At 60.8% G+C, this 19,690-nt stretch carries 25 protein-coding genes; all 25 read right to left on the bottom strand.

What is annotated here, in order from left to right:
- Positions 1-9: 9 nt before the first annotated feature.
- The 25 genes from QZH45_RS14295 to QZH45_RS14175 all read right to left on the bottom strand — a co-directional run bounded on the left by QZH45_RS14295 (position 10) and on the right by QZH45_RS14175 (position 19,415).
- Entirely contained in the window at positions 10-609 is a 600-nt protein-coding gene (locus QZH45_RS14295; protein ID WP_432780514.1) for a YmfQ family protein, read from the bottom strand.
- Positions 600-1,637: a baseplate J/gp47 family protein gene (locus QZH45_RS14290; protein ID WP_432780513.1), complete on the bottom strand. Its 1,038-nt coding sequence runs from the start codon at positions 1,635-1,637 to the stop codon at positions 600-602. Before QZH45_RS14290 ends, QZH45_RS14295 begins: the two co-directional genes overlap by 10 nt.
- On the bottom strand, positions 1,627-2,025 hold the full coding sequence (locus QZH45_RS14285) for a phage GP46 family protein (protein WP_258650771.1): 399 nt from the start codon (positions 2,023-2,025) through the stop codon (positions 1,627-1,629). Before QZH45_RS14285 ends, QZH45_RS14290 begins: the two co-directional genes overlap by 11 nt.
- On the bottom strand, positions 2,025-2,531 hold the full coding sequence (locus QZH45_RS14280; protein ID WP_432780512.1) for a phage baseplate assembly protein V: 507 nt from the start codon (positions 2,529-2,531) through the stop codon (positions 2,025-2,027). Before QZH45_RS14280 ends, QZH45_RS14285 begins: the two co-directional genes overlap by 1 nt.
- Positions 2,528-3,643 carry a phage baseplate assembly protein gene (locus QZH45_RS14275; protein WP_432780511.1) on the bottom strand — a complete coding sequence of 372 codons (1,116 nt, stop codon included), beginning with the start codon at positions 3,641-3,643 and terminating at the stop codon, positions 2,528-2,530. The genes QZH45_RS14280 and QZH45_RS14275 overlap by 4 nt, the downstream gene beginning before the upstream one ends.
- A gap of 2 nt (positions 3,644-3,645) precedes the next feature.
- The gene (locus tag QZH45_RS14270) at positions 3,646-4,902 is read right to left on the bottom strand and encodes a DNA circularization protein (RefSeq protein ID WP_432780510.1); all 1,257 of its coding nucleotides are present in this window, start codon (positions 4,900-4,902) and stop codon (positions 3,646-3,648) included.
- Between the two features lie 3 nt (positions 4,903-4,905).
- Positions 4,906-6,921, bottom strand: coding sequence for a phage tail tape measure protein (locus QZH45_RS14265; RefSeq protein ID WP_432780509.1), 2,016 nt, complete (start codon positions 6,919-6,921; stop codon positions 4,906-4,908).
- 130 nt (positions 6,922-7,051) lie between these two features.
- Positions 7,052-7,348 (bottom strand): phage tail assembly protein, encoded by a 297-nt coding sequence (locus QZH45_RS14260; RefSeq protein ID WP_334597489.1) that lies wholly within the window; start codon positions 7,346-7,348, stop codon positions 7,052-7,054.
- Positions 7,345-7,692, bottom strand: coding sequence for a phage tail tube protein (locus QZH45_RS14255; RefSeq protein ID WP_217861831.1), 348 nt, complete (start codon positions 7,690-7,692; stop codon positions 7,345-7,347). The genes QZH45_RS14260 and QZH45_RS14255 overlap by 4 nt, the downstream gene beginning before the upstream one ends.
- 60 nt (positions 7,693-7,752) lie before the next feature.
- Positions 7,753-9,249: a phage tail sheath subtilisin-like domain-containing protein gene (locus tag QZH45_RS14250; RefSeq protein WP_432780508.1), complete on the bottom strand. Its 1,497-nt coding sequence runs from the start codon at positions 9,247-9,249 to the stop codon at positions 7,753-7,755.
- On the bottom strand, positions 9,249-9,455 hold the full coding sequence (locus QZH45_RS14245; RefSeq protein WP_217861829.1) for a DUF2635 domain-containing protein: 207 nt from the start codon (positions 9,453-9,455) through the stop codon (positions 9,249-9,251). Before QZH45_RS14245 ends, QZH45_RS14250 begins: the two co-directional genes overlap by 1 nt.
- Positions 9,452-10,042, bottom strand: a complete 591-nt coding sequence (locus QZH45_RS14240) for a phage tail terminator protein (protein ID WP_432780507.1) — start codon at positions 10,040-10,042, stop codon at positions 9,452-9,454. Before QZH45_RS14240 ends, QZH45_RS14245 begins: the two co-directional genes overlap by 4 nt.
- Before the next feature lie 23 nt (positions 10,043-10,065).
- Positions 10,066-10,587 carry a hypothetical protein gene (locus QZH45_RS14235; RefSeq protein WP_258650755.1) on the bottom strand — a complete coding sequence of 174 codons (522 nt, stop codon included), beginning with the start codon at positions 10,585-10,587 and terminating at the stop codon, positions 10,066-10,068.
- Positions 10,580-10,942, bottom strand: coding sequence for a head-tail adaptor protein (locus QZH45_RS14230; protein WP_432780506.1), 363 nt, complete (start codon positions 10,940-10,942; stop codon positions 10,580-10,582). The genes QZH45_RS14235 and QZH45_RS14230 overlap by 8 nt, the downstream gene beginning before the upstream one ends.
- Complete coding sequence (locus QZH45_RS14225; protein WP_432780505.1) at positions 10,943-11,293, bottom strand: head-tail connector protein; 351 nt, start codon at positions 11,291-11,293, stop codon at positions 10,943-10,945.
- A 2-nt stretch (positions 11,294-11,295) separates the two neighbouring features.
- Positions 11,296-11,736, bottom strand: a complete 441-nt coding sequence (locus tag QZH45_RS14220) for a hypothetical protein (protein WP_432780504.1) — start codon at positions 11,734-11,736, stop codon at positions 11,296-11,298.
- 42 nt (positions 11,737-11,778) lie between these two features.
- The gene (locus QZH45_RS14215; protein ID WP_432780503.1) at positions 11,779-12,996 is read right to left on the bottom strand and encodes a phage major capsid protein; all 1,218 of its coding nucleotides are present in this window, start codon (positions 12,994-12,996) and stop codon (positions 11,779-11,781) included.
- A 3-nt stretch (positions 12,997-12,999) separates the two neighbouring features.
- Positions 13,000-13,884, bottom strand: a complete 885-nt coding sequence (locus tag QZH45_RS14210) for a head maturation protease, ClpP-related (RefSeq protein WP_432780502.1) — start codon at positions 13,882-13,884, stop codon at positions 13,000-13,002.
- A 16-nt stretch (positions 13,885-13,900) separates the two neighbouring features.
- Complete coding sequence (locus QZH45_RS14205) at positions 13,901-15,322, bottom strand: phage portal protein (RefSeq protein ID WP_432780501.1); 1,422 nt, start codon at positions 15,320-15,322, stop codon at positions 13,901-13,903.
- A complete protein-coding gene (locus tag QZH45_RS14200; RefSeq protein ID WP_432780500.1) occupies positions 15,322-17,082 on the bottom strand; it encodes a terminase large subunit in 1,761 nt (586 codons plus the stop codon). Before QZH45_RS14200 ends, QZH45_RS14205 begins: the two co-directional genes overlap by 1 nt.
- Positions 17,048-17,524, bottom strand: a complete 477-nt coding sequence (locus tag QZH45_RS14195; RefSeq protein WP_432783788.1) for a phage terminase small subunit P27 family — start codon at positions 17,522-17,524, stop codon at positions 17,048-17,050. The genes QZH45_RS14200 and QZH45_RS14195 overlap by 35 nt, the downstream gene beginning before the upstream one ends.
- A 250-nt stretch (positions 17,525-17,774) precedes the next feature.
- Positions 17,775-18,119, bottom strand: a complete 345-nt coding sequence (locus QZH45_RS14190; protein ID WP_432780498.1) for an HNH endonuclease — start codon at positions 18,117-18,119, stop codon at positions 17,775-17,777.
- Entirely contained in the window at positions 18,119-18,409 is a 291-nt protein-coding gene (locus tag QZH45_RS14185; protein ID WP_432780497.1) for a phage holin family protein, read from the bottom strand. Before QZH45_RS14185 ends, QZH45_RS14190 begins: the two co-directional genes overlap by 1 nt.
- The gene (locus QZH45_RS14180; RefSeq protein WP_258650732.1) at positions 18,402-18,755 is read right to left on the bottom strand and encodes a phage holin family protein; all 354 of its coding nucleotides are present in this window, start codon (positions 18,753-18,755) and stop codon (positions 18,402-18,404) included. Before QZH45_RS14180 ends, QZH45_RS14185 begins: the two co-directional genes overlap by 8 nt.
- 189 nt (positions 18,756-18,944) lie before the next feature.
- Positions 18,945-19,415 (bottom strand): hypothetical protein, encoded by a 471-nt coding sequence (locus tag QZH45_RS14175; RefSeq protein WP_432780496.1) that lies wholly within the window; start codon positions 19,413-19,415, stop codon positions 18,945-18,947.
- Positions 19,416-19,690 lie beyond the last annotated feature (275 nt).

Genomic DNA, 19,690 nt, shown 5'->3' with positions numbered 1-19,690 from the left:
CTTTATCCCTCAGTTGTAATTTATCTGTACGACGGTGTGCGCCGGCGCCGCGCGCCGGATCTGGCATTCGAGCGGGTTGCCTGGATTCACGCCGAAGCGCTCGCCCCAATAACTCGCGCCGAAACGCCGGCCCTGCCGTTGGCGACCTCCTGTGTTCAGGGTCCACATGAACTGGGCGTTCCACCCACCGAAGCGCGCCACGCCAAAACGAGAACGCCCCATTCGGGGCGCTCGGTGTTCGGTAATGGTGGCGTCGGGGTAGCCCTGGCTGACGGCTATGTCGATGAAATAGGAGATGCTTTGCCCGCCCACCTCGACGAGCCGCCGGCGAACCGCCAGGCGCCTATCCTCAAACGCGGGGTTCAGGCCCAGGCAAGGATCAGGTAGGCCCATGATCGCCTCCCAATCGGGCACCAGCTCGCTCACGTCGGCGGGGTCCATCTCGTTAAGCAAGTCCACTGCACGGGCATCGAGCCGGGCGAACTCCTGCGACACGCCAGAGAGAACCAGCGCGATTTCCGGCACCAGCTCGGGATCCCAGGCAGGGCCGGACGGCAACAGGCCGCTCAGTTGCCGCCGATACTGGTCGGCAGTTCGGGCTACAGCCATGTGATGCCTCCGAAGGTGAGCAGCTGGTTGATGCCCGCCGGCACGTCGGCCACAGGTGATACAAGGTCGTGGTCCGTTTCGCCGGCCGCGCCGCTGATGGCCTGGGCGATGTGCGTCAGCAGCAAGGTTTCACCCAGGCCGGCCTCACGGTCGTGCAGGTCAATCAGTTGGGCCTGGATGGCCGCGCGAATGGTCGTGGTGTCCGGCACCGGGTGAATGCTGTAGGTCACCGGCACCTCAACGGGCGCCAGCACGTACAGTTCAGCCGTCACAGGGCGAAGCGGCTCGATGTAGGTCTTCACCTCGGCCAGCCGGGCAGGATTGGGCACTGGCACGTCGTCACCGTCTCGCATGACGAACAGGCCCACCGTTCCGGGACCGACGTAGTTGCCTCGGCACCAGGCCCGGGTAACGCCTGGCACCTCAAGCGCCCAGGTTTCGTAATCTGCCGCCGACCCGCCGTGCGGGATGACGCGGTACGAGCGAATGACCCGGGCACGAAGCGACTCGATGCTCTCCTGCGCGATGCCGCCAGTGAGGCCAGGCGCCAGAACGGTGAAGCTATTGGTAACGCCTGCCACGGGCTGAACCAGGGTAAGGGCCAGGCCGGTGTCCGCGTTACCCAAGGTTCCGGCGTCTACCGCTTCCACCGTCACGGTATTGAGTCCCGCAACGGTGGTGACGTTTGCCGTTACCCGGTAGGTGCGCCCGTCAGCCGCCTGGAGCACGGTTTCAGCATCAACCACGGCGCCCGCTACAGCGGTGAACGAAGCCGTCCCCGACGCAGGCTGCGCTGGATTTCTCGGCTGGGTCAGGCGCAACTGGGCAATCCGTTCCAGTGTCTCTTCGTCCGCCCGGTCGGGCAGGATCTGTTCAGCGATCCAATCCAAATAGCCGTACAGGCCATAAGCGGTACCGGCCAGCGTACGCGCCAGCACCTGGGCGTCCGAACGGCGCAGCGTGTCGCTGGCAAGGTCGCTCTGGGTGCGATCGACCAGCACCGGCAGCGAGGGCGTTTCAAACGGCATAGATCACCTGCCATGTAGGGGTAGATGGAATTTCCAGGCGCGTGCCGTCCGCAATGGTCAGGATCACACCGAGGTTCAATCGGTTGGTGTCCGCCCTGTTGCTGCTGATGGAAACGTCCAGGACATGCCCGTCATCAATCAACCAGCGCAGCGCCTCGGCGGCATAGAACTCCGCGTCACGCTGCGTGGCATCGGTGAGCTTGACCCGGCGCAGTAACCAGAGGCGCGAGCCGATGCGGTCGTCGGCGATGGCCGGGTAACTGTCGCCCCACCAGCCGTACAACTGGTCATCGTCTACCGGGTCATCGGTATCAGCGCGGCGCCAGGTGTACAGACTGATCACCACCGCCCGAATCAGCGCGGATTCAACGGAAGGTTGAGTAAGCATCAGCCCCCCGCAGCGGGCGCGCCGCTTTGTCCGCTACCGGCCTGGACACCGGTGTGTACGTGGTTGATCTGGCTGATGCCACCGGCCAGCTGGTCGCCTACAGAGACAATCTGGCCGGTCTGGTTGATCACCGGCGTTTCGAAATTCACGGCCGTCGTGGCCTTGATGTTCAGCGTGCCGGTTTCGATGTCGATAATCCGGCCGCGCTTGAAGTGGATCTTGTCGCCTTCATCGGTGTAGATCGCGACTTCGCCAGGCTCCAGCGACTGAATCCGGTACCGGCGATCAGCAGCAACCAGCACGACGGCGTGGGAGCGATCGCCGCCGATAAACGCCGTCAGCACCTCGGCGCCGGCAAGCGGGTTGCTGGTGAAGCCGTAGGGCTCGAAGTGCTCGGCGTTGTCCTTCAGTTCGCCGGCGGTGAGGCGCATCTGCAAGGACTGCATTTTCTTCAAGGCGTCGACGAGCACCACGGTGCCGCGGGCCAGCATGTTTTTCACGGTCATTGTTTTGGCTCGTAGTCGGCGGGGATCAGGTATTCGAAATTGTCGGCCTTGCCGCCCTTCTTCAGCTTGCGGTTCTTGTGCGGGTCATGTGGTTCCGGCTCGTAGCTGTCCGGCGGGCCGACTTCCATTTTCGTGATCATCCCGGCATCGGTCAGGGTGTAGGTCACCCGGGCGATCAGCATCCAACGGTCGAAACCGATGATGGGGTCGATCACTCGCACCAGGGTGTTGTGCTTCCAAAGCGCCCCGTTGGTTTGGCGCCAGCCCTGGACGGTGTAGGTGGTGGTCAGCGCCTTGCCCATGCGAGTACCGCGCTCCCAGTTGGCCCGGGCCTGCGCAAGCTCGCTGGTCATCTGCCCAGACTCTTGGATGATCAGCACCCGCTTACGGGTGGTTCGCTCATCGGTCAGCACCGCCGACACTTCGGCAGCCGCCTCCCCAAATTCGTCGTCCGTGCCCGAGCGCTGGCCGAGCACCTGGTATTCGGAGAACACTCCGGAGAAATCCAGCGGCGCGCTACCGGTGAGGATGTTCTTGCCGACCTCCAGATGATCGAAGGCCCGTCCTTCACTTCCTGGCCGGGCCAGCACGGCCATGCCGCGCGCATCGTCGGTAGAGAACACCCGGAACAGCGTGAGCAAGCGATCGATGGACTCAAAAGCCGTCTCGCCTGGCTCGATGGTGTGGTCCGACAGCTTCGCACCCTCAGGGATCTCGGTGCGCACAGATATCCCATACGGTGCCGCCAGCGCCCTGACGATGGTGAGCACGCTCTGGTTGTTCCACTGGCCCGGCTTGTTCACGGCCGCGCAGTCCACCAGGTCGGCAGTCAATGACCTGCCGCTGATGGTCGTTGTGATTTGCTTGTCGTCGTAGTCAATCGGCGAGGAGAACACCCAGCCAGTCAGCACCAGGTCGCCACCGATACGCACATGGCACTTGGCACCCTGCCGGATCGGTACCGCGACGTTCTGCCCCGGCCACTTCCAGGTGATGCTCAGGGTGAACGACCGGGCCTGATCTTCTAGCCCGGCGGTGATTTCGACCGATTTCCAGCCGGAGTAATCCAGACCGTCAACCGTGAGGCTGACGGTGTTCTGATCTTCGGTCATGTTTACCTCTGGGCGATTTTGATCGATGCCGCCGGAACAAAGCCCGGGTGACGGATGCGATTGCGCTGCACGACTTCTGCCGAGCGGGTGGCATCGCCGAAGCGCTGGTAAGCCAGCACCAGGGCGGACATGGTTTCGGGCGGCGTGATGTCAACCAGCCGCACCCCAGACTCGGCAACCGCCGTCAGGTGTTTCACTAGGGTCTGGCGCAGCGTGTTCATCACAACGTAATGAGCGGGGTCGGCTTTCAGCGATGCTTCAAAAATCGCATCACTGAGGCTGTCGCGCAGCTGCAGCACGTCATCCGCCACGGGCACCTCTGGCCGAACCACCGGCAAGATGGCCTGTTGCTCGACGCTGGGCGTTGATCCGCTGGAGACGGGCTGCGAGGCGATGGGCATTTCACTGATGATCAGTGCCATCTGAACCAGCAGCGCGTCCTGTACCAGATTCGCGGTGGCCTGGGCGGCTGCCGCCGAGTCGATGCCGCCAGACTGGCTCACGGTGTTGATGGCCGTCACCGCCTCGGTTTGCTGGGTGGTGGTGGCCACCGCATTCTTGTAGCTCGAACTGGTGTCAGCGAAAGCGCTGTCCTGCAACGAAAAGTCGCTGAAGTAGCTGGAGAACAGCGACGACAGCGCCCCGGGTGAATTCATCAATGACTGGGCGAACCCTGTCAGGTTGGTGAACACCCCCACGAAAGGTGCGAACTGCTGCTGGATGACGGCGTAGACGTTCGACAGGCTATTGCGCAAACGGAGCAGGCCCAGGCGGGCCTGATCAACCTTCGCCATTGCCTGCTTGTACCGCTCCAAGGCCGATCCCAGCATGCTGTCCGACGCTTTCACCACCTGCTGCTGGCTGTTCACCTTGGCCGTCGGGAACGTCAGCGGTTTGTCCGGGTAGAACGTCAGGTCAAAGCTGACCATGCCGCCGGCGGTGAGCTCGTGAGACAAGTTGCAGTCGCCAACCTTGACCTGCATGCGCCCAAGCCAGGGGTGAACCAGTTCGCCCGGGCCGGGGGTATCCAGCGCCTCCAGCAGTTTGTCGCGACGCTCGAAGCAATCGTCACCGATCACCCACGCGGTCATGGTGTGGACCTGGGCTTGCTTGCCTAGCTGCTCGAAGTAAGGATTGTCCCGCTGGGGGTATTCGTGAAGCTGCCCTTTTTGGCCGACCGGTACCGACGCCCGGGGGATCAAAAAACTGATCCCTCGGAATGACGCCGGCAATAGTTCCTTCCGCCAATCACGTGCCATGTTTTACCCCTTCATGACGCCCACGGTACGGGTACCGACGTTGGGCTTGATGTTCAGCCCTGGCTGGTTGGTTTTCGGCTGCTCGATTGTCGTGCCCGGCGGTGCGCCGTTCAGGTTGATGTTGAGTTCGCCGTTGAGCTTTTGCCCGTTGGTGGCAGCGGTCTGCTGTAGGAGCTGGTTGTTGCTGATGCCGAACGCCTGATTGTTCATCGCCTGGCGGGCGGCGGCCGATTGAGCGGCATCCGCCATCAGCAGCTCACCGGTACCGCCACCGGCGCCCGCGTTGCGTTTCTGCTGGGCTTCGGTGAAGGCGTTCACTTTGTCGGTGGCGGTCTGGATGATTCCTTCACCGCCCTCCCCGCCGCCGAACCACTTCATGATCGGCTCGATGATGGGGCGCAGCTTTTCCCAGAGCTGCTGGAACCAGGCGGTGATGGGGGCCCAGTTGTTGATGATCATTCCCAGCGGCGACCAGTCGAACATGGTCTTGAGGAAGTCCATCACCGGTGTTGAAAGCGCCGTTAGCAGATCCCACAGCGCGCCGAAGAAAGTCGTAAGAGGCCCCCAGTTCTCAACAATCAAACCGATCGGGGTCCACTCAACGAACGACTTGAACAAATTCCAAACCGTGAGCATTGGGCCAAGCATTCTTGCCCACACTTCTCGAAAGAAGGGAGCGACCTTTTCCCAGTTGGCTACCAATAGGCCGGCAGCCAGAGCGATGCCCAGAGCGATCAAGCCAATGGGCGTAGCGCTAAACGCAATGCTTGCCAGCTTTATCGCCGTCATCGCAGTGAGACCAGCAGCAGTCAGCACGCCGAACGTTATCCCTGCGGCTGCGAGCCCCTTCACTAAATCAGGGTTCTGTTTAATGAGTTCAGCCACCCGACTTACGAAAGGTCGAATTGCTTCAACTACCGAGTTGATACCTGGCAGCAAAGCGCTGCCGATAGACCGGGCGACGTTATCGGCGGCGTTTCGCAGAAGAAGAAGATTATTTGATGTGGTGGCCGCTCGCGAGTTGTATTCGGCCTCCATTGAGCCGCTGTACTTTTGCGCGTCGCCGACCTTCTGCAGGTTGCTTTTCAACAAATCCAAGTTTGTAAGCAACGGTGCGATCGCTGTCACCGACTCTGAACCGAACAGCTCGGTAAGCAAACCAGCTCGCTTTGACGGATCGACCTTGGCCACACGGTCCAGCAAGTCGACTATGGTCCCTTGCGCGTCTTTCTGCATCGACACCGCGACCTTCTTCGAATCCAACCGCAAGGATTTGAAGGCCTCCGCTTGGGATTTTGTAGCAGCCGATCCCTTGGTCATTGCCAGCATGAAGTTCTTGATGCCGGTGGCTGCAACTTCCTGCTCAACGCCTACGCCTGCCATCGTGGCGCCAAGCGCCGCGATCTGCCCTGAGGCTACGCCCGCGATCGCACCAAGTGGTCCGATGCGGGTAACAATATCGGAGATCTGCTTGGTATTTGCAGGCCCGGTATTCCCCAAGTAGTTGATCTTATCGGCAAGACCCACCACTTCGACTTGGCTCATTTTGAAGGAGGTTCGCCATTTGGCCATCATGTCGCCGCTTTGCTCGGCAGTCTGGTCAAACGCGATACCCATCTTCACTGCCGCTTCGGCAAAACCCAGCAACTCGGCTTTGGCAATGCCTGCTTGCCCCCCGGACGCGACGATTTTCGCGATGTCCCCGGCAGCCATAGGCAGGCGCTCGGACATCCGCTCGATATCATCGCCCATCTCCTTGAACTGCCCGGGCGTATCAAAACTGACGACCTTCTTTACGTCGGCCATTTGGCTTTCGAAATCGATCGCGGCCTTGGCGCCCAGTATGAACGGAGCGGCCAGGACGCCACCGCTTGCGATACCGCCGAAGCTGAGCTTTCCAAGCCCGGTCTTCTCCAGGTTTTTCTTGAAACCCGCAACGTTTTTGCGAATGCCCGCCAGCGTCGGCGACAGCTTGTCGACGCCGGTGATCAACGCCTTGAGCTGGAACTTGTCCGCCATCACTGCACCTGCTGGGCTGCGTTAATTCGTTGGGCGTGCTCCAGGGATTCACGGAGCACATCCAGTGGCCTGGCCATCATCTGTTCGGGGTCAACCTTCCAGAACCAGGCCAGGTCATAGGCGGCTGCAATCAGGTCGCCGATGGCTGCGACGCCGCACTCATGAAAAAACCGGCAACCGCCCAACTCAGGGCGTTCAGGTCGGACAGGTCCAACTGGTTGACCGACGACGGGGGAATGCCGGCGCAGACCGCGATGTATTTGGCCGCGACGTCCATATCCAGGCTGACTTCCTCGTTCTTGTCGATCTTGTACGGCAGCGCCTTGATCGCCCGTACTTCCTGCACGGTAGGCCGGCGCAGGGTGAGCTCAGTCACCGGCTCGCCGTGGGCCTCGATCGCGACTTGAAGCTTTTGAACATGACTCATTGCCAGCTCCCTTTGATGCCGTCGAATTGGAGTTCAATGGTGCCGTCGTCGCCCTTCGACGATGGTTCATCCACTAGGTAGGCGCCGGCCAACACGTAGACCGATGCGTTGCTGAATTCGCAGGTCACGGTCATATCGCGACCGTTGGTGAGCGCCTTGATCGGGAAGTTCGGCGTGTGCACCGCTGTCACCTTCAGGGAAGGCGTCATTGCCTCTTCCTTGTAATAGCCCGGGTAGACCGTTTCTCGTTTCACGTCCATCAGCGGGGCTTCGGCGCCACCGGTGATGATCAGCTGTTCGCCGTCCACTTTGACGTAGACGGTGCCCGCTACTTTTTGACCCATGGTCTGTGTCTCCAGAATGAAAAAGCCCGCACAGGGCGGGCTGGGTGTCGTGGGTCGGGGTTACGCCGCTTCGTCGTATTGCAGGCGGAACTGGTTGAGCAAGGCGAAGACGCGCAGGCCGTTGATGTAGTCCGGCGGGAACAGCACGTTGACCCGGCTCGGGTCCTGCGTGTCGCGTTCCACCACCAGGTGCTGCGCGAACAGCTCGGCATTCTCCACGTGCCCTTCCAGCTCGAGCTTGGCGTATTGCGCGATCAGCTCACCACGGATGACCGCCGGGGTGACGATCGGCTGGCCGGCGCCGAACGCGGTTCCATCGCTCGCGAGCTTGTGGCGACCGTACTTGCTCGTGATCACGCTGCGCATCCGGCGGATGATGAACGCCGACTGGTGCATGGTCTCGCTGTCCAGGTAGGAGTTATCCGCCTGGCCGAAGGGGTTTTTCTGGTAGGTGGTGATCGAGCGCTGAATGCGCACGTAACCGCCCTCGTAATACGCCGTGGCGATGCCGTAGGTCAGCAAAGACTGGCGCTCGGTCAGGGTGAACCGCTCACTAGCCGGCGCTGGGTCGAGGCCCGGCAGGCTACCGCTCTGGGTAGGCCGGCTGGCATCCGCCGAGATGAACACCGCCGTGCGCCCAGCCAATGCGGCAGCCTGAACCCACACCGGCTGCGGAACGCCCGCCTCGACGGCCTGGATGGTGACGTGCTGGTCGTTGCGCGCCTGGCCTGCCGCTACCAGCGTGCCGATAGTGCCGCGCTTGGCGCTGTAGACGTGGCCGAACAACTGCTTGGCCCAGGACCAGCGACCGGTGTTGTCGTCCATCGTGTCCTTCCAGACATTCAGGCTGGTCGTGTCGGACCATGGCATGCAGATGAACTCGAACGGCTCATCACCCAGGGCCGCCGCGGCGTCCACCTGATCCGGCACGCCGACACCGCCAGTCATTGCCGTGGTGACGACGGTCAGGCCTGCCGGAGTCATTTCTCCGTTGGACTTGCCCAGGCGGTTCATGGCGATGGAGATGTCATTACCGCTTTCGCCCGTCCACTTGCAGGTCAACGTCACCACTCCGGCGACCGCCGCAGCCGTGACAGGCAGGTCTGGGGTTGCGTTGATCTTCACCGCCAGGGCGGCGGCCGCAACCGTCGGAGTCGCCGCCGATGCCACGACCGATTGCACCCGGGTGCCACCGACGTACAGGTTCAGCAGGCCGGCCTCGGTGGCGGCGCCCGTGATGGTAACGGTCGATGTCGCCACGGTGCCGGTGTCGTTCTGCAACGGCAGGCACCAGATTTCGCCGATGGGATCGACCTTGCGCAAGATTTCGTACATCGCGGCGAGCATGGAGCCCTGGCCGCCGATTTCCTTCGCCAGCGCCACGCTGGAAACCAGGACCAACTGGCCGATGCTTTCGCTGGTCGCGTTGTCGTTGACCTGACCGACGATCAGCCGCCGCATGGCCGACGATGCGCTGTTGGCCGCCGAGTTATCCATCTCCGCGTAGAACAGCGGCACACGGATATCGGCCGGGATGTTGCTGAATCCGATAGCCATTATTGCGCTTCCTCAGCTTTCGCCGGCGCGCCGGCTTTGGTGGATGGGGCCTTGTCGGCTTTCAGGGTCACGTCGCCATCGGCCTGACGGCGGCGCCACCATGCGTTGTCTGGAACCTCGCGGCCTTCCTTGGGCAACAAGTCGCCGGCCTCCGGGTCGGGCACAGAACGGCCAGAGGCCGGCACCACAGTGATGCGATTGGTCATGGTGTTACGTCTCCAGTGAATTGCGCTTCGATGCGCCCGTCCGGGCCGGGTCGTTTCAGGTTCGGGTCTGCTGGGTCGATGCAGTCCATGTTGATGTTCGCTCCGGTGAAGCCCGGCAGGCCGTCCAGCTCGTATTCCTGCCAAGTCTCCGGCGGGTCGCTCGCATGGTTTCGGCCAAGCTGGAATTCCGAAAAGAAGGTGAATTGATAAACCACCCGGGCGCGACTGATGTGCAGCAGTTCGCCCTTACCGTATTCGATGCGCGTGTACTCTGGACCAGGCACCCAACCGACCAGAGACCTCCACAACTCGGCGCGAGCGTCGTGCAACAGGTCGTTGTCCTCTTGGCCGCGCTCGTCGGTTGTGGCTAGGACTATCACAACGGTGAACTGGTCGGTGATGCTTTGAAGAACCATGTTCTGCGCTTTGCTCGGGGTGGCAGCATCTGCCGACGCGATCACGTAGGCAGCTGGTAACGGCAGCTTGGCACTCTCGACGACGGCGTCCCAGTCGATGCCGCCTGCAACTCGTTCGGCAAAGGTTGGGCACGTCTGTCGCAGATGGGCAACGATGGGGGTGAGTTTCATGCGTGAGTCCGTTGGGGCAGCGATCAGCCAAGGGCAGCGGCGAACGCAGCCGAGAGGATCGATTTAACTTGCGAAGCCGAATCCTGAAGTGCGTCGGCCATGTAGTTGTCGCGGGGCTTGATGCGCCATTCGCCGGCGGCGCGCTCCGCAACGAGACGAGCCCGAGCACCGGCGGCGCGCCGGTTCTTCCTGCCCTTCCCCTTACCCGGCGCAAGCTTGCCGGGCCTGCGCCCCTGCTTGACGCCGTAGTGCAGGTAAGCCGGGTAGAACTCTTCCATGGCCGAGGTTTTGGTCGGGGAAATCCGCACCAGGAATCCGGAGCGGGAAACCTTGAAGGTGACAGATTCGACGGTCGCGCCGGTCCTGTTGATGGGGTAGCCATCCTGGCCCTTACCCAGCACCAGGTTCATCTGGGCGCGCTGGGTGATCAGCAGGCCGACCTTACGCATGCCGGCGCGGATCTTTCGCTTGTCGAAGGCATCACGCTCGAACTTGTCGAACCCTTCGAAGTGCAGGTAGCCCTCAAGCGAGGCGGAGTTAGCCATAGATACCACCTCCAGCGCGGATCGAACCCAGTTCTTCAACCTCAAGTTGGGTAAACCGATGGGTACCGTTCAGATCAGCACTGCGCTTCACTCGGTAGATCGTAGTGCCATGCACGACCTCATGCGCATCGGAAACGCCCTGAACCAGCCGAAGCGTGATGCGATGAGTCAGTTTGTTATCTGTCTGGACACCGTTTGAATAAACCGATGTACCAACCGGCTCGATCTTGGCCCACCTGGGCCGCTCGTCGCTGTACACCGAGTCGAGCCCCATGTCCACCGCCGGCAGATCTGTGCGCAGACGAATCAGAACCTTTCGGTTCAGCTCGCCCGCACCAGGTTCGCGAAAAGCCATTTAGACCCCCATCTGCACCCGGTAAGGGTGTAGCAGCGTTCGTGAACCCATTGGCAACTCAGCCACCGATGAGACGTTGATGCCGGTGACTGTATCTTCTCGGTTGGCATACAGATGTCCGAGGATCAATAAGCACGCCGCCACAATAGAGCCCGTTACGACTATCGGATCATTACCGGCAGTCCCGGCGAGCACCGCGGCCTCCAACGCTGCCGCATCGGCATAGAACTGTCTTTGCAGATATTGAGCGGCACTGTCTTCGGCAGCATTCAGCAACGCCTGGACGTAAACCTGATCATCCACTTCTGCCCGCAGGTGTTGCATTGCCAGGGCTATATCAATCGCCCCCATGGTCAACTCGCTTTCTTTTTCGAGGTGACGGGCTTCTGCGGAGCATCGGGCGCGTCGGCTGGAGGGTCCAGCAGGTCCGGAGTATCAGGCGCATCAGCGGCTGGCGGATCCAGCAGATCCGGAGCATCAGGCGCATCAGCGGCTGACGGATCCAGCAGATCCGGAGCCTCGGGCGCGCCGGCTGCTGGCGCGGCCATCAGGTCACCAAACGGCGCAGCAACCGCGGCCAACTGAGTCGGCGCCAGTTGATCGCTGGTGAATGCTGGAACAAAAGGCGCAGGGTCCTCGGCAAGCGTCACCACCGGCTCAGCGTCAGAGTCATCCAACATTGCGTAGCCCTTTGTAATCAGCTCGCGTCCGTGCTGCTCGATGGTCTCAAAAGGCTTGCCCTCGACCAAAATTGTGCCGCCCAGGAAAAGTGGTTTCAGCGTGATAAGTTTCATCGCTATCTCCAACGGGCCGCCGGTGGGCGGCCCGAATCAGGTTCAGCCGCCTACGGGAGCAGGCGCCGTGAACGGACCATAAACGAACGCTTCAGGGCGCTTGACGATCAACGCAGCACGTTCTTCGCACCGGATCGAGATCATGTTCTTTTCGAAGTCGTCAGCGTTTTCGGTGCTGATCACGACGTTTGCATCTTCACGATCGAAGAGCTGGGCGCCGGTCTGGAAGGCACCGGTGAGGAACTTGCCCTCGAAGCCAACAGCCTCAGTGGCGACTACAGGCAGCCCCCACAGAACAGGACCCGCGAGACCCAGCGGGTTGGCCAGGATGTAGCGGCCCAACGAATCTTTGGTCAGCTCGATTTTGGCCCAGTCCATGAAGTGCAACACGTGCCCGCTCGATGGCAGTCTTGCCAGCTGGCACTGGAGCATCGCAAGCCGCAAGTCATCGATGCCCGACTGGTCCTCAACATCGAAGGCCGGGTCGAAAACGGAAGCCTGAGGGATGATGCCGTGCATATGAACCCCGGTACCGTCGCCGAACAGGATTTCCTGCTCTTCCACATACTTCAGCCCGTAGCGCATTTCGATGTCGATGGTGGAGCCCAGTTGGGCAAAGTCATCGAGGATCTGTTTCGATGCCTTGAACATGTGAGCGATGGTGGAAACGCCCGTCAGCTTTGCCGCAAAACTGATGGACGAGTAAGCTTTGGCCGTTCCCTCTGCCGTCGCCTTGGCAGCGTTGACGAAGCCAGTCTGCTGAACCCAGAAAATAGCCGGCGAAGTGGTACGGCCAGGGGCGATCAAATCGCGAATGAACAGACGTTGCTTGGGTAACACGTCGATTCCAGCAAGGCGCTGGGGCTCGACGATACCGGCAGGAACATCACCAGAGAGCAGCGCTGCGCTGACAGGGATGCTCAGCCGCTTGTTACCCTCGATGCTCGCCGCGAAAGCCTTGAGGGCTTCACTCTTGATTACTGTGCCGCCCAGGGTATCGCGCGTTTGCGGAGCGGACTGAGACGGTAATCGGGCGAACTCTTGCTCCAGTTCGCCCAGCTTCGCCTTGAGTTGCTTTTCGGCTTCCATCAACGAGTTGTGCTTGGTAGCCAGCTCATCGACAGCGGCCTTGGTTTCGGTGGACAAGGCACCCGCCTTTTTGGCTTCGCCCAGCGCAGCTTCCGCTTTCTGACTGAATTCGCTGCTGGCCTTCGCCAGCTCGGCGGAGACGTTCTTGAGTAGTTCGGCTGTATCGCTCATGTATCAAACTCCAGGTACTGTTGAGGCTGCTGCCTTGAACTGGGCGAAGGCCCGTTCGAACTCAGCAATGGCGTCGGCCGGAATGGCCTGGGGGTCGGTAGCGCTTCGCGTACCCTGATCGGCAGCGCCTGGCTTGCCGGTCTTGATGTCTTGAATCAGCGAACGCCGCTCACTGCGCGGCATTCCTTGTTTTGCCAGGATCACGTCAAGGCGCCGCGCTGCGATCTGTTGCGGGCTGCCGGCCTTGGCTTCCTGTTTTGTGGCATCGGACGGCAGCAACTGGTCGGCGAAGCCTTCTTCGATGGCCACCGATCCTGCCATCCACGTTTCGGCGTCCATCAGGCGCTGCATGTCCTGTGTGGATTCGCCAGTTCGGACGGAGTAGATGTCTGCGAGCGCCGTATCGATCTGCTCCAGGAAGTCGGCGACCTCCCGAATGTCATTGCGATTACCGCCGACGATGGTCCAGGCGTTGTGGATCATCAGGAAACCTGCCCGGGCGATCTGGACGTCATCCCCCGCCATCGCGATAAACGACGCTGCCGAGGCGGCAAGCCCAAGGATGCGAACGGTGACTTTGCCCTTGTGCTCACGTAGCAAGTTGTAGATCGCCAGCCCTTCGAACACATCGCCGCCCGGTGAGTTGATATTGACGATGACGTCAGCCCCATTCATCGAGCGCAGAGCCGCGCTGATGCGCTTGGCCGTCACCCCCTCTCCCGTCCAATAGTCGTAGCCGATGGGGTCATAGATCGAAATGGTGTTGTCGTCGTCGGCAGCCGCGCGGATCTCCGGGTTCCAGCGATCAAGCGCCAACGGCGACATATCGCAGGAAACGTCCGAGCGCGGCCGAGCTGCCGGCGCTGCCGGAAGCGATTTAATAGTCATGGAAACTCCGAGAGGGTCAGGCGGCCTTGTTCAGCCGATCGATAGAGATCAACGCGTGGGCCATCACGGTTCCGTCCGGATCGCCAGCTTGCAACGCTTTTGCCGCCTCGGCATAGGCCAGGCGGATGGACGCTAGGTCACCTGCATCATTGGCGGCCATCAGGTCCTGCATGAATTTGGCGGCGTTAGCGGAAAGCCCACCGTTCTGACCCAGCCACTCCAGCGACACCATTGCGCCCTGCACTGTGTAGACCTCACCACCAGGTATCGGCGGCATATTCTCTTTGCGGCGAACCTCGTTACGGTTCATCCAACCGTGATCCAACGCGCTGTTGTAGTAGGCGGAACGCCCTGCGCTGTCTGCACGCAGCAGCCCCTCGACAGAGAACTCCACGAAGAACTCTTCGGAGTCCAAATCGCCGATCAGGCATCGGGCGATTTCTTGCTCGATGTTGACCAACAATGGCCGTAGGCAGTTGGTGAGGAAGTGCAGGTTCTGGGCCTCGGTGCTCGCCGCCCAACTGCTCTGTTTGTCCATGTGCCCCACCATGAACGGCGGAACCTGAAACCAACGACAAATTTCCTCAACGTTGAACGAGCGGGTTTCAAGCATCTGCGCGGCTTCGGGGTTCATGGTGATCCCCTGGTACTTCAAGCCCGCTTCCAACACCATGGTCTTGCCGGCATTGGTCGAGCTGCTGAACGCCGCCAAGCTTGCGCGCAACAGTTCTCGCTGTTTGTCGGTTAGTGTGCCCGCACCCTGCGCGCTACCACCCTCAACGGTCAGGAAACCTGATGCCTGCAAACCATTGGCAAACACCTTCGCGGCAGCCTCTTCAGCCGACATGGCGGCGCCGATGATGTCTCGCCCGGTAGTGATGGGAAGCATCCCGCATACGCCATCGAGGCCGAAGCCACGGATATGCACTAACGACTTTTCGGGGATCTCACGCCGCACCCCGTTCTCCGTGTAGGTGTATTCCAGGCGTCCACTGGTGGCGCGCTCCACCTTCATATACTGCGGTAACAAAGGCACCAGCGCCGTTATGCGCCCGCCGATCATCTTCTTCTCGATGAAGGCATTGCCACGCAGGCAGATACTCGCCACGACCATCAGCATGAAGCGTTGCGGGGTCATCTCGATATTGGGGGAGCGGCAGAGCACGCGATATAAGGGATGGTCCGTGGCCGCTTGCCTTGATCCATCAGGCATCCGCTTGTAAAGCTTCAGCGGCAGGGTCGAGACAGACTCAGACAGCAATCGTACACACGCCCAAACCGTGGACAAACGGAGCGAACTGTCCACCGTCACCGACTTACCGCTGCTGGAGGTTCCAAACCACTCCTGCCAGAAGGCGGTGTTATTCAACCCGATCGGCACGCCCAGCCACTGCTGGAGGGCGGCACGAACTCGCCCGGTCTTTTTCTCGCGAGCCATTAAATTCCCACCATGATCGGATTATCGAAGAAGCCGTCGCGGTCACCAGCGAAGACAGGCTGAAGATCTGCCGCACCAATGGCCATCGCCAGCGCAACAACGCCGTCGATTCGCCCGGTACTCCTGCGCTTGGCAAATATTCGATTGTCTTTTTGGTCCGCATCCAGCACCGCACTGGCCGCGTTCCACCGCAGCACAGGGTTGGTTTTTATCGTGATGCTCTGCTCAGTGAGCAGTGTTTCGGTCAACTCGATTGAGCGCGGCATCCACAGGCCAGTTTCTTTCGAAACCGTGTAGCCCTGGCCGTGAGGCAGTAACGGAACCTCGATACCCTGGGCTTCCAGCTCGGGCGTGAAGTACTTGATGCGGTACGGGTCGAACGCGATGCCTTGAATGCTGTATCGAACAGCAAGTTCGCCGACCACGCTGGCAACCGCCGCGTAGTCCACGGCCATACCAGGTGGTGCATTCAAGAAGCCCCCGCGCACCCAGGCGTCGTAGGGCACCCGGTCAACCCGGGCGCGATCCAGCAAGCTGTCCTTGGGCGTCCAGAAAAACGCGATCGCCTTTTTCAGCCGAGGGAAGTACAGCACCAGCGCTGTTAGGTCGCGCGTACCGGAAAGGTCGAGCCCGCCATAACAAGGTTCACCCTCGGGTATCTCGTCGACGTCAAAATCATCCTCACAAGCCATCCAGATGTTGGCAGCCAGCCAGGGGTTGGCAGCGTCCACCCACTCGCAGAAATTAAGGCGGCGCACGCTCGACTCTTTCGATGGCATCCCCCGGGCCTCGGTGACCTGCTCGCGCAAGTATTTGAGCCCTGGCACCCCACCGTTGGCATCGCCTGGGCGACCGAACGCCAAGCTAGGATTCGACTTGTACCAACATCCTTCGTCCTTGATCGGATCGTCACCCGGATCAAGCGAGCAGATGAACGCAAAGAGGCTGTCGTCCTGCTTATCGCCCTTGCACAGCGCAATGCCGTATTCGTGATACTCGTAACAGATGGTGGTGCGGTCATGCCCACTGTTGGTGATCATCACGATCAATGCTTGCCGGCGGCTTTTGGTACCGGCCCGCATCATGTCCACGACCATCCGCGTTTTGTGTTCGTGGATTTCGTCCAGCAGCGCGATATGAGGGCGTGGACCGGACTGGCCGTCGTCGGCACTTATCGGGCGGAAGAAACTACCGGATGCGGCGTGCGCCAGGTTCCACACCTTCTCGCCACGACCAGATTGCTCAATCCGTTCGGCTAGCAGCTCCGACTGGTCGACCATTGCCACAGCATCGCGGAACAGGATCATCGCCTGGTCTTTCTTCGTCGCAGCCGCGTATACCTCGGCCCGCGCTTCACCGTCGGAGGTCATGCCCAACAAGCCGATCCCGGCCGCCAAGGGCGATTTACCCGAGCCCTTGCCGGTTTCGATATAGGCGGTACGGAAACGACGGTACCCGTCGGCGGCTTTCCAGCCGAACAGCGAGCCTATAACGAATGCCTGCCATGGGTTCAGGATGAAGGGCTGGCCCTCATACTCGCCGCCGTTGAGGCACAGCACGTCTTCGTAGTAACCGATGGCACGCTGGGCCGCTGCCAGATCCCAGCGCAGCCCCCGAGACGGGCCTTGCTTCAGGTCGTTGAGGTGACGCTGGCAAGCGTTGCGCACATCAGGGCCGGCGATGATGCGGCGGGCGATGACATCCAGGGCAAACGCTGTGGCCCGGTCAGAAGTAGGTGTCGGCGATGCGTTTGTGTTCATTTGGGAATAGGTCTCCCTGAGGCGCCGCAGGCTTGAGCGATCTACGGGCCATTGGTGAGAACCCAAACTTACCGCCGGCATCGTTGGCGCGGCGTTCGGCATCGTTGCGCAACTTGCGCCAGATCGACAGGTCCTGGGCGCCGGTGCGATAGGTCTGCACATCGCCGCGTGTTGAGGCGGAGAGGCTGTCGTTCAGTTCCTGAATCTTCAAGGTCCAGCGGCGGTAGTCGGAAACTGCCTCGCAGTACTGAGCCATAACCTGCATGTCCATCTTGGAGATCAGCCCCAAGGTGACCAGATCGGGCACAACCCTCTCCCACTCCCGTCGCGCATCATCGTCGAGCCAATCAGGCATCGGCGGAGCTTCCACCGGCATAACCGGCTGGCTTTGCTCGCGCAGCAGGTCCGCGCGGTTCTTCTTGCTGGGGTTGCCATTGATCAAGTGGACGACGGCCGGCTTCCCGGGTCGCCCGGAGTTCTCGTTTCCGGCCATTTCGAACCTCAGATTTCACATACGCACGCCAAACATACCGAAGGGGTACCCCCCCATTTTTCCCGCTTTTGCACAGAAAGCGGGGCGTGGGGTCAGGGAGGAAAAAGGTCCAGACTTTCCTACCCACCCTCCCCCTGGGGCAGTGACGTGCCGCACCCTTTCGGTGCGCATCCCGGGGGACTGGCGTGCCACTGAGCCCTCAGGGATTGGCCCAGTGGTGGCCTGGGTCGAGTGGAATGCCCAACTCACTGCATCCGATCTCATGCCCGCGCCTTTCAACGCGCTGCTTTGTCGAGTCGTGATGCACCTTACAGAGGGCCTGCCAGTTGCCCTGATCCCAAAACAGCTTCTGTGCCTTCGCGATTGCCTGTTTGTTTCCAGACTTAAGCGCGGCCTTCAGACCGTGCCTAACCTTGTGATCGACCACGTTCGAGGCCGCGACCAACCCCTGCTGGCTACACATCACGCATAGCGGATGCTTCACGAGAAATGCCGAACGCGCCTTTTCCCAGCGACTGTTATAAATCCTCGGCTCGTCATTCATCAGCCCATCTTCCATACGCGAGCCAAGTTGCCCGCGCTCTGACACACCGAGCCGACAAACACCGCGAGCAACAACACCAGCGGCCAGGAGTTGGCAGGCATCACCAACAGACCCTTGCCGATGTACACCACCGCAGATCCCGCGGCGACCATCACCAGCCAGGCGAGACAGCTCATGTCCCGGCGGAATCGAGCACCGCGACGGCGGAACGTGAACAACCGAACGAACAACGCAACACACAGCCAGAACGTAGCCTGCGTCATGATTTGCGGTACCAGAGGGCTATCCATCCTGCCTCCCTTGCTGATCAGCAACGAGGCCGCGCCGCTTGATGACAGCCAGCGCGACAGTAACCACCACAACCGACGCACCAAATGCCGCCGGCCCGGTGTACTTGAATGGCCTGGTACCGAACAGCTCAACTTCAGCCATACCAGGGGCGAACATGTAACCCATCACGAAAGACACCAGCAGGAACAGAACCCGTTTCCAGACTGGCAATTCCTCCGTGGTGGTGAAGAACACCAGCGAGCCAGCCAATGCACCAATCACGGCGAGCATATCGACACCCGCCAGCAGGCCAGTTGCAGCCAGTCCCACACCACCGGCCACGACAACAGTTGCCGGCTCACTCATGCTGATTACTCCGTCGCAGACACCCAAGGGGCCGAAAATAAAAACCCCGCCGAAGCGGGGTTAAGTGACCGGCCCAGGGTGGCCGGGTGAAGCTGCACAGCACGTGCGAGGTAAGCGCCAAGGCGCAAATTTCATATCGTGGTGACTTTTTACCCCCTGAGTACGGAACCGAAAAGGGGGCATTTTCGGTTATCCAACTCGACGAAGCTTTGACGCAACTTTGAGGAGACTTTGAGGTAAAGCACCCCGACCAGCGGTAAGCCACTGACGGGCATCGGCACGCTCGGCCAGCACCACCAGCAGCCGCTCATGCAGGCGATGCACTTGGTCGTAGTAAGTCTGCTTCGCCCTCGACTCGAACCCCAGCAAATGCAACTGCATCAACCAGGTCGGCGCCGGATCATCGCCGTAACGCAAACCGGCCAATCGCATCAGTCGGGCACCCTGCTCATCCTGCCGCCCGATCTCCGACAGAGCTGCCGCGACTTGCTGGGCGACCGCATCAGGCCCAGCCCCTGCACCCAGGATGATTCGCGATCCCGGTGTACCGCGAGGCGCCGACCCACCCCACTCCATGATGGTCGCCATCGGGCTGCCCATGCCGCCGGTCTCGCCGTTCAGCCGGCATTGCTCGCCCCAGTGTTTCAAAAGTTCTTCCATTGCCCCGATCATCGCCCTTCCCCTCGAAAAACCGAACCCGACACAAAAAAACCCTTACCCAACACAAACTCAACACAACCAAATCCCTTACAAATCAATAGATTCAATAGCACTGTGTTAGGTGTGTTGTGTGTGTTGGGTTTATTGGTCCTCGCATGGAAATCTTTTTCAGTCATTGGCCCCCATTGAAAATGTCGCGCACATGCACGCGCGCGAAGACAAACCCAACACACCCGACACAGCGCCCGCAAAGCCGCGTAATTCCGGCCCTTAAA

This window comes from Pseudomonas corrugata (genome assembly GCF_050920615.1).
GTDB lineage: Bacteria > Pseudomonadota > Gammaproteobacteria > Pseudomonadales > Pseudomonadaceae > Aquipseudomonas > Aquipseudomonas corrugata.
This window is presented reverse-complemented; position numbering and strand designations above follow the sequence as displayed.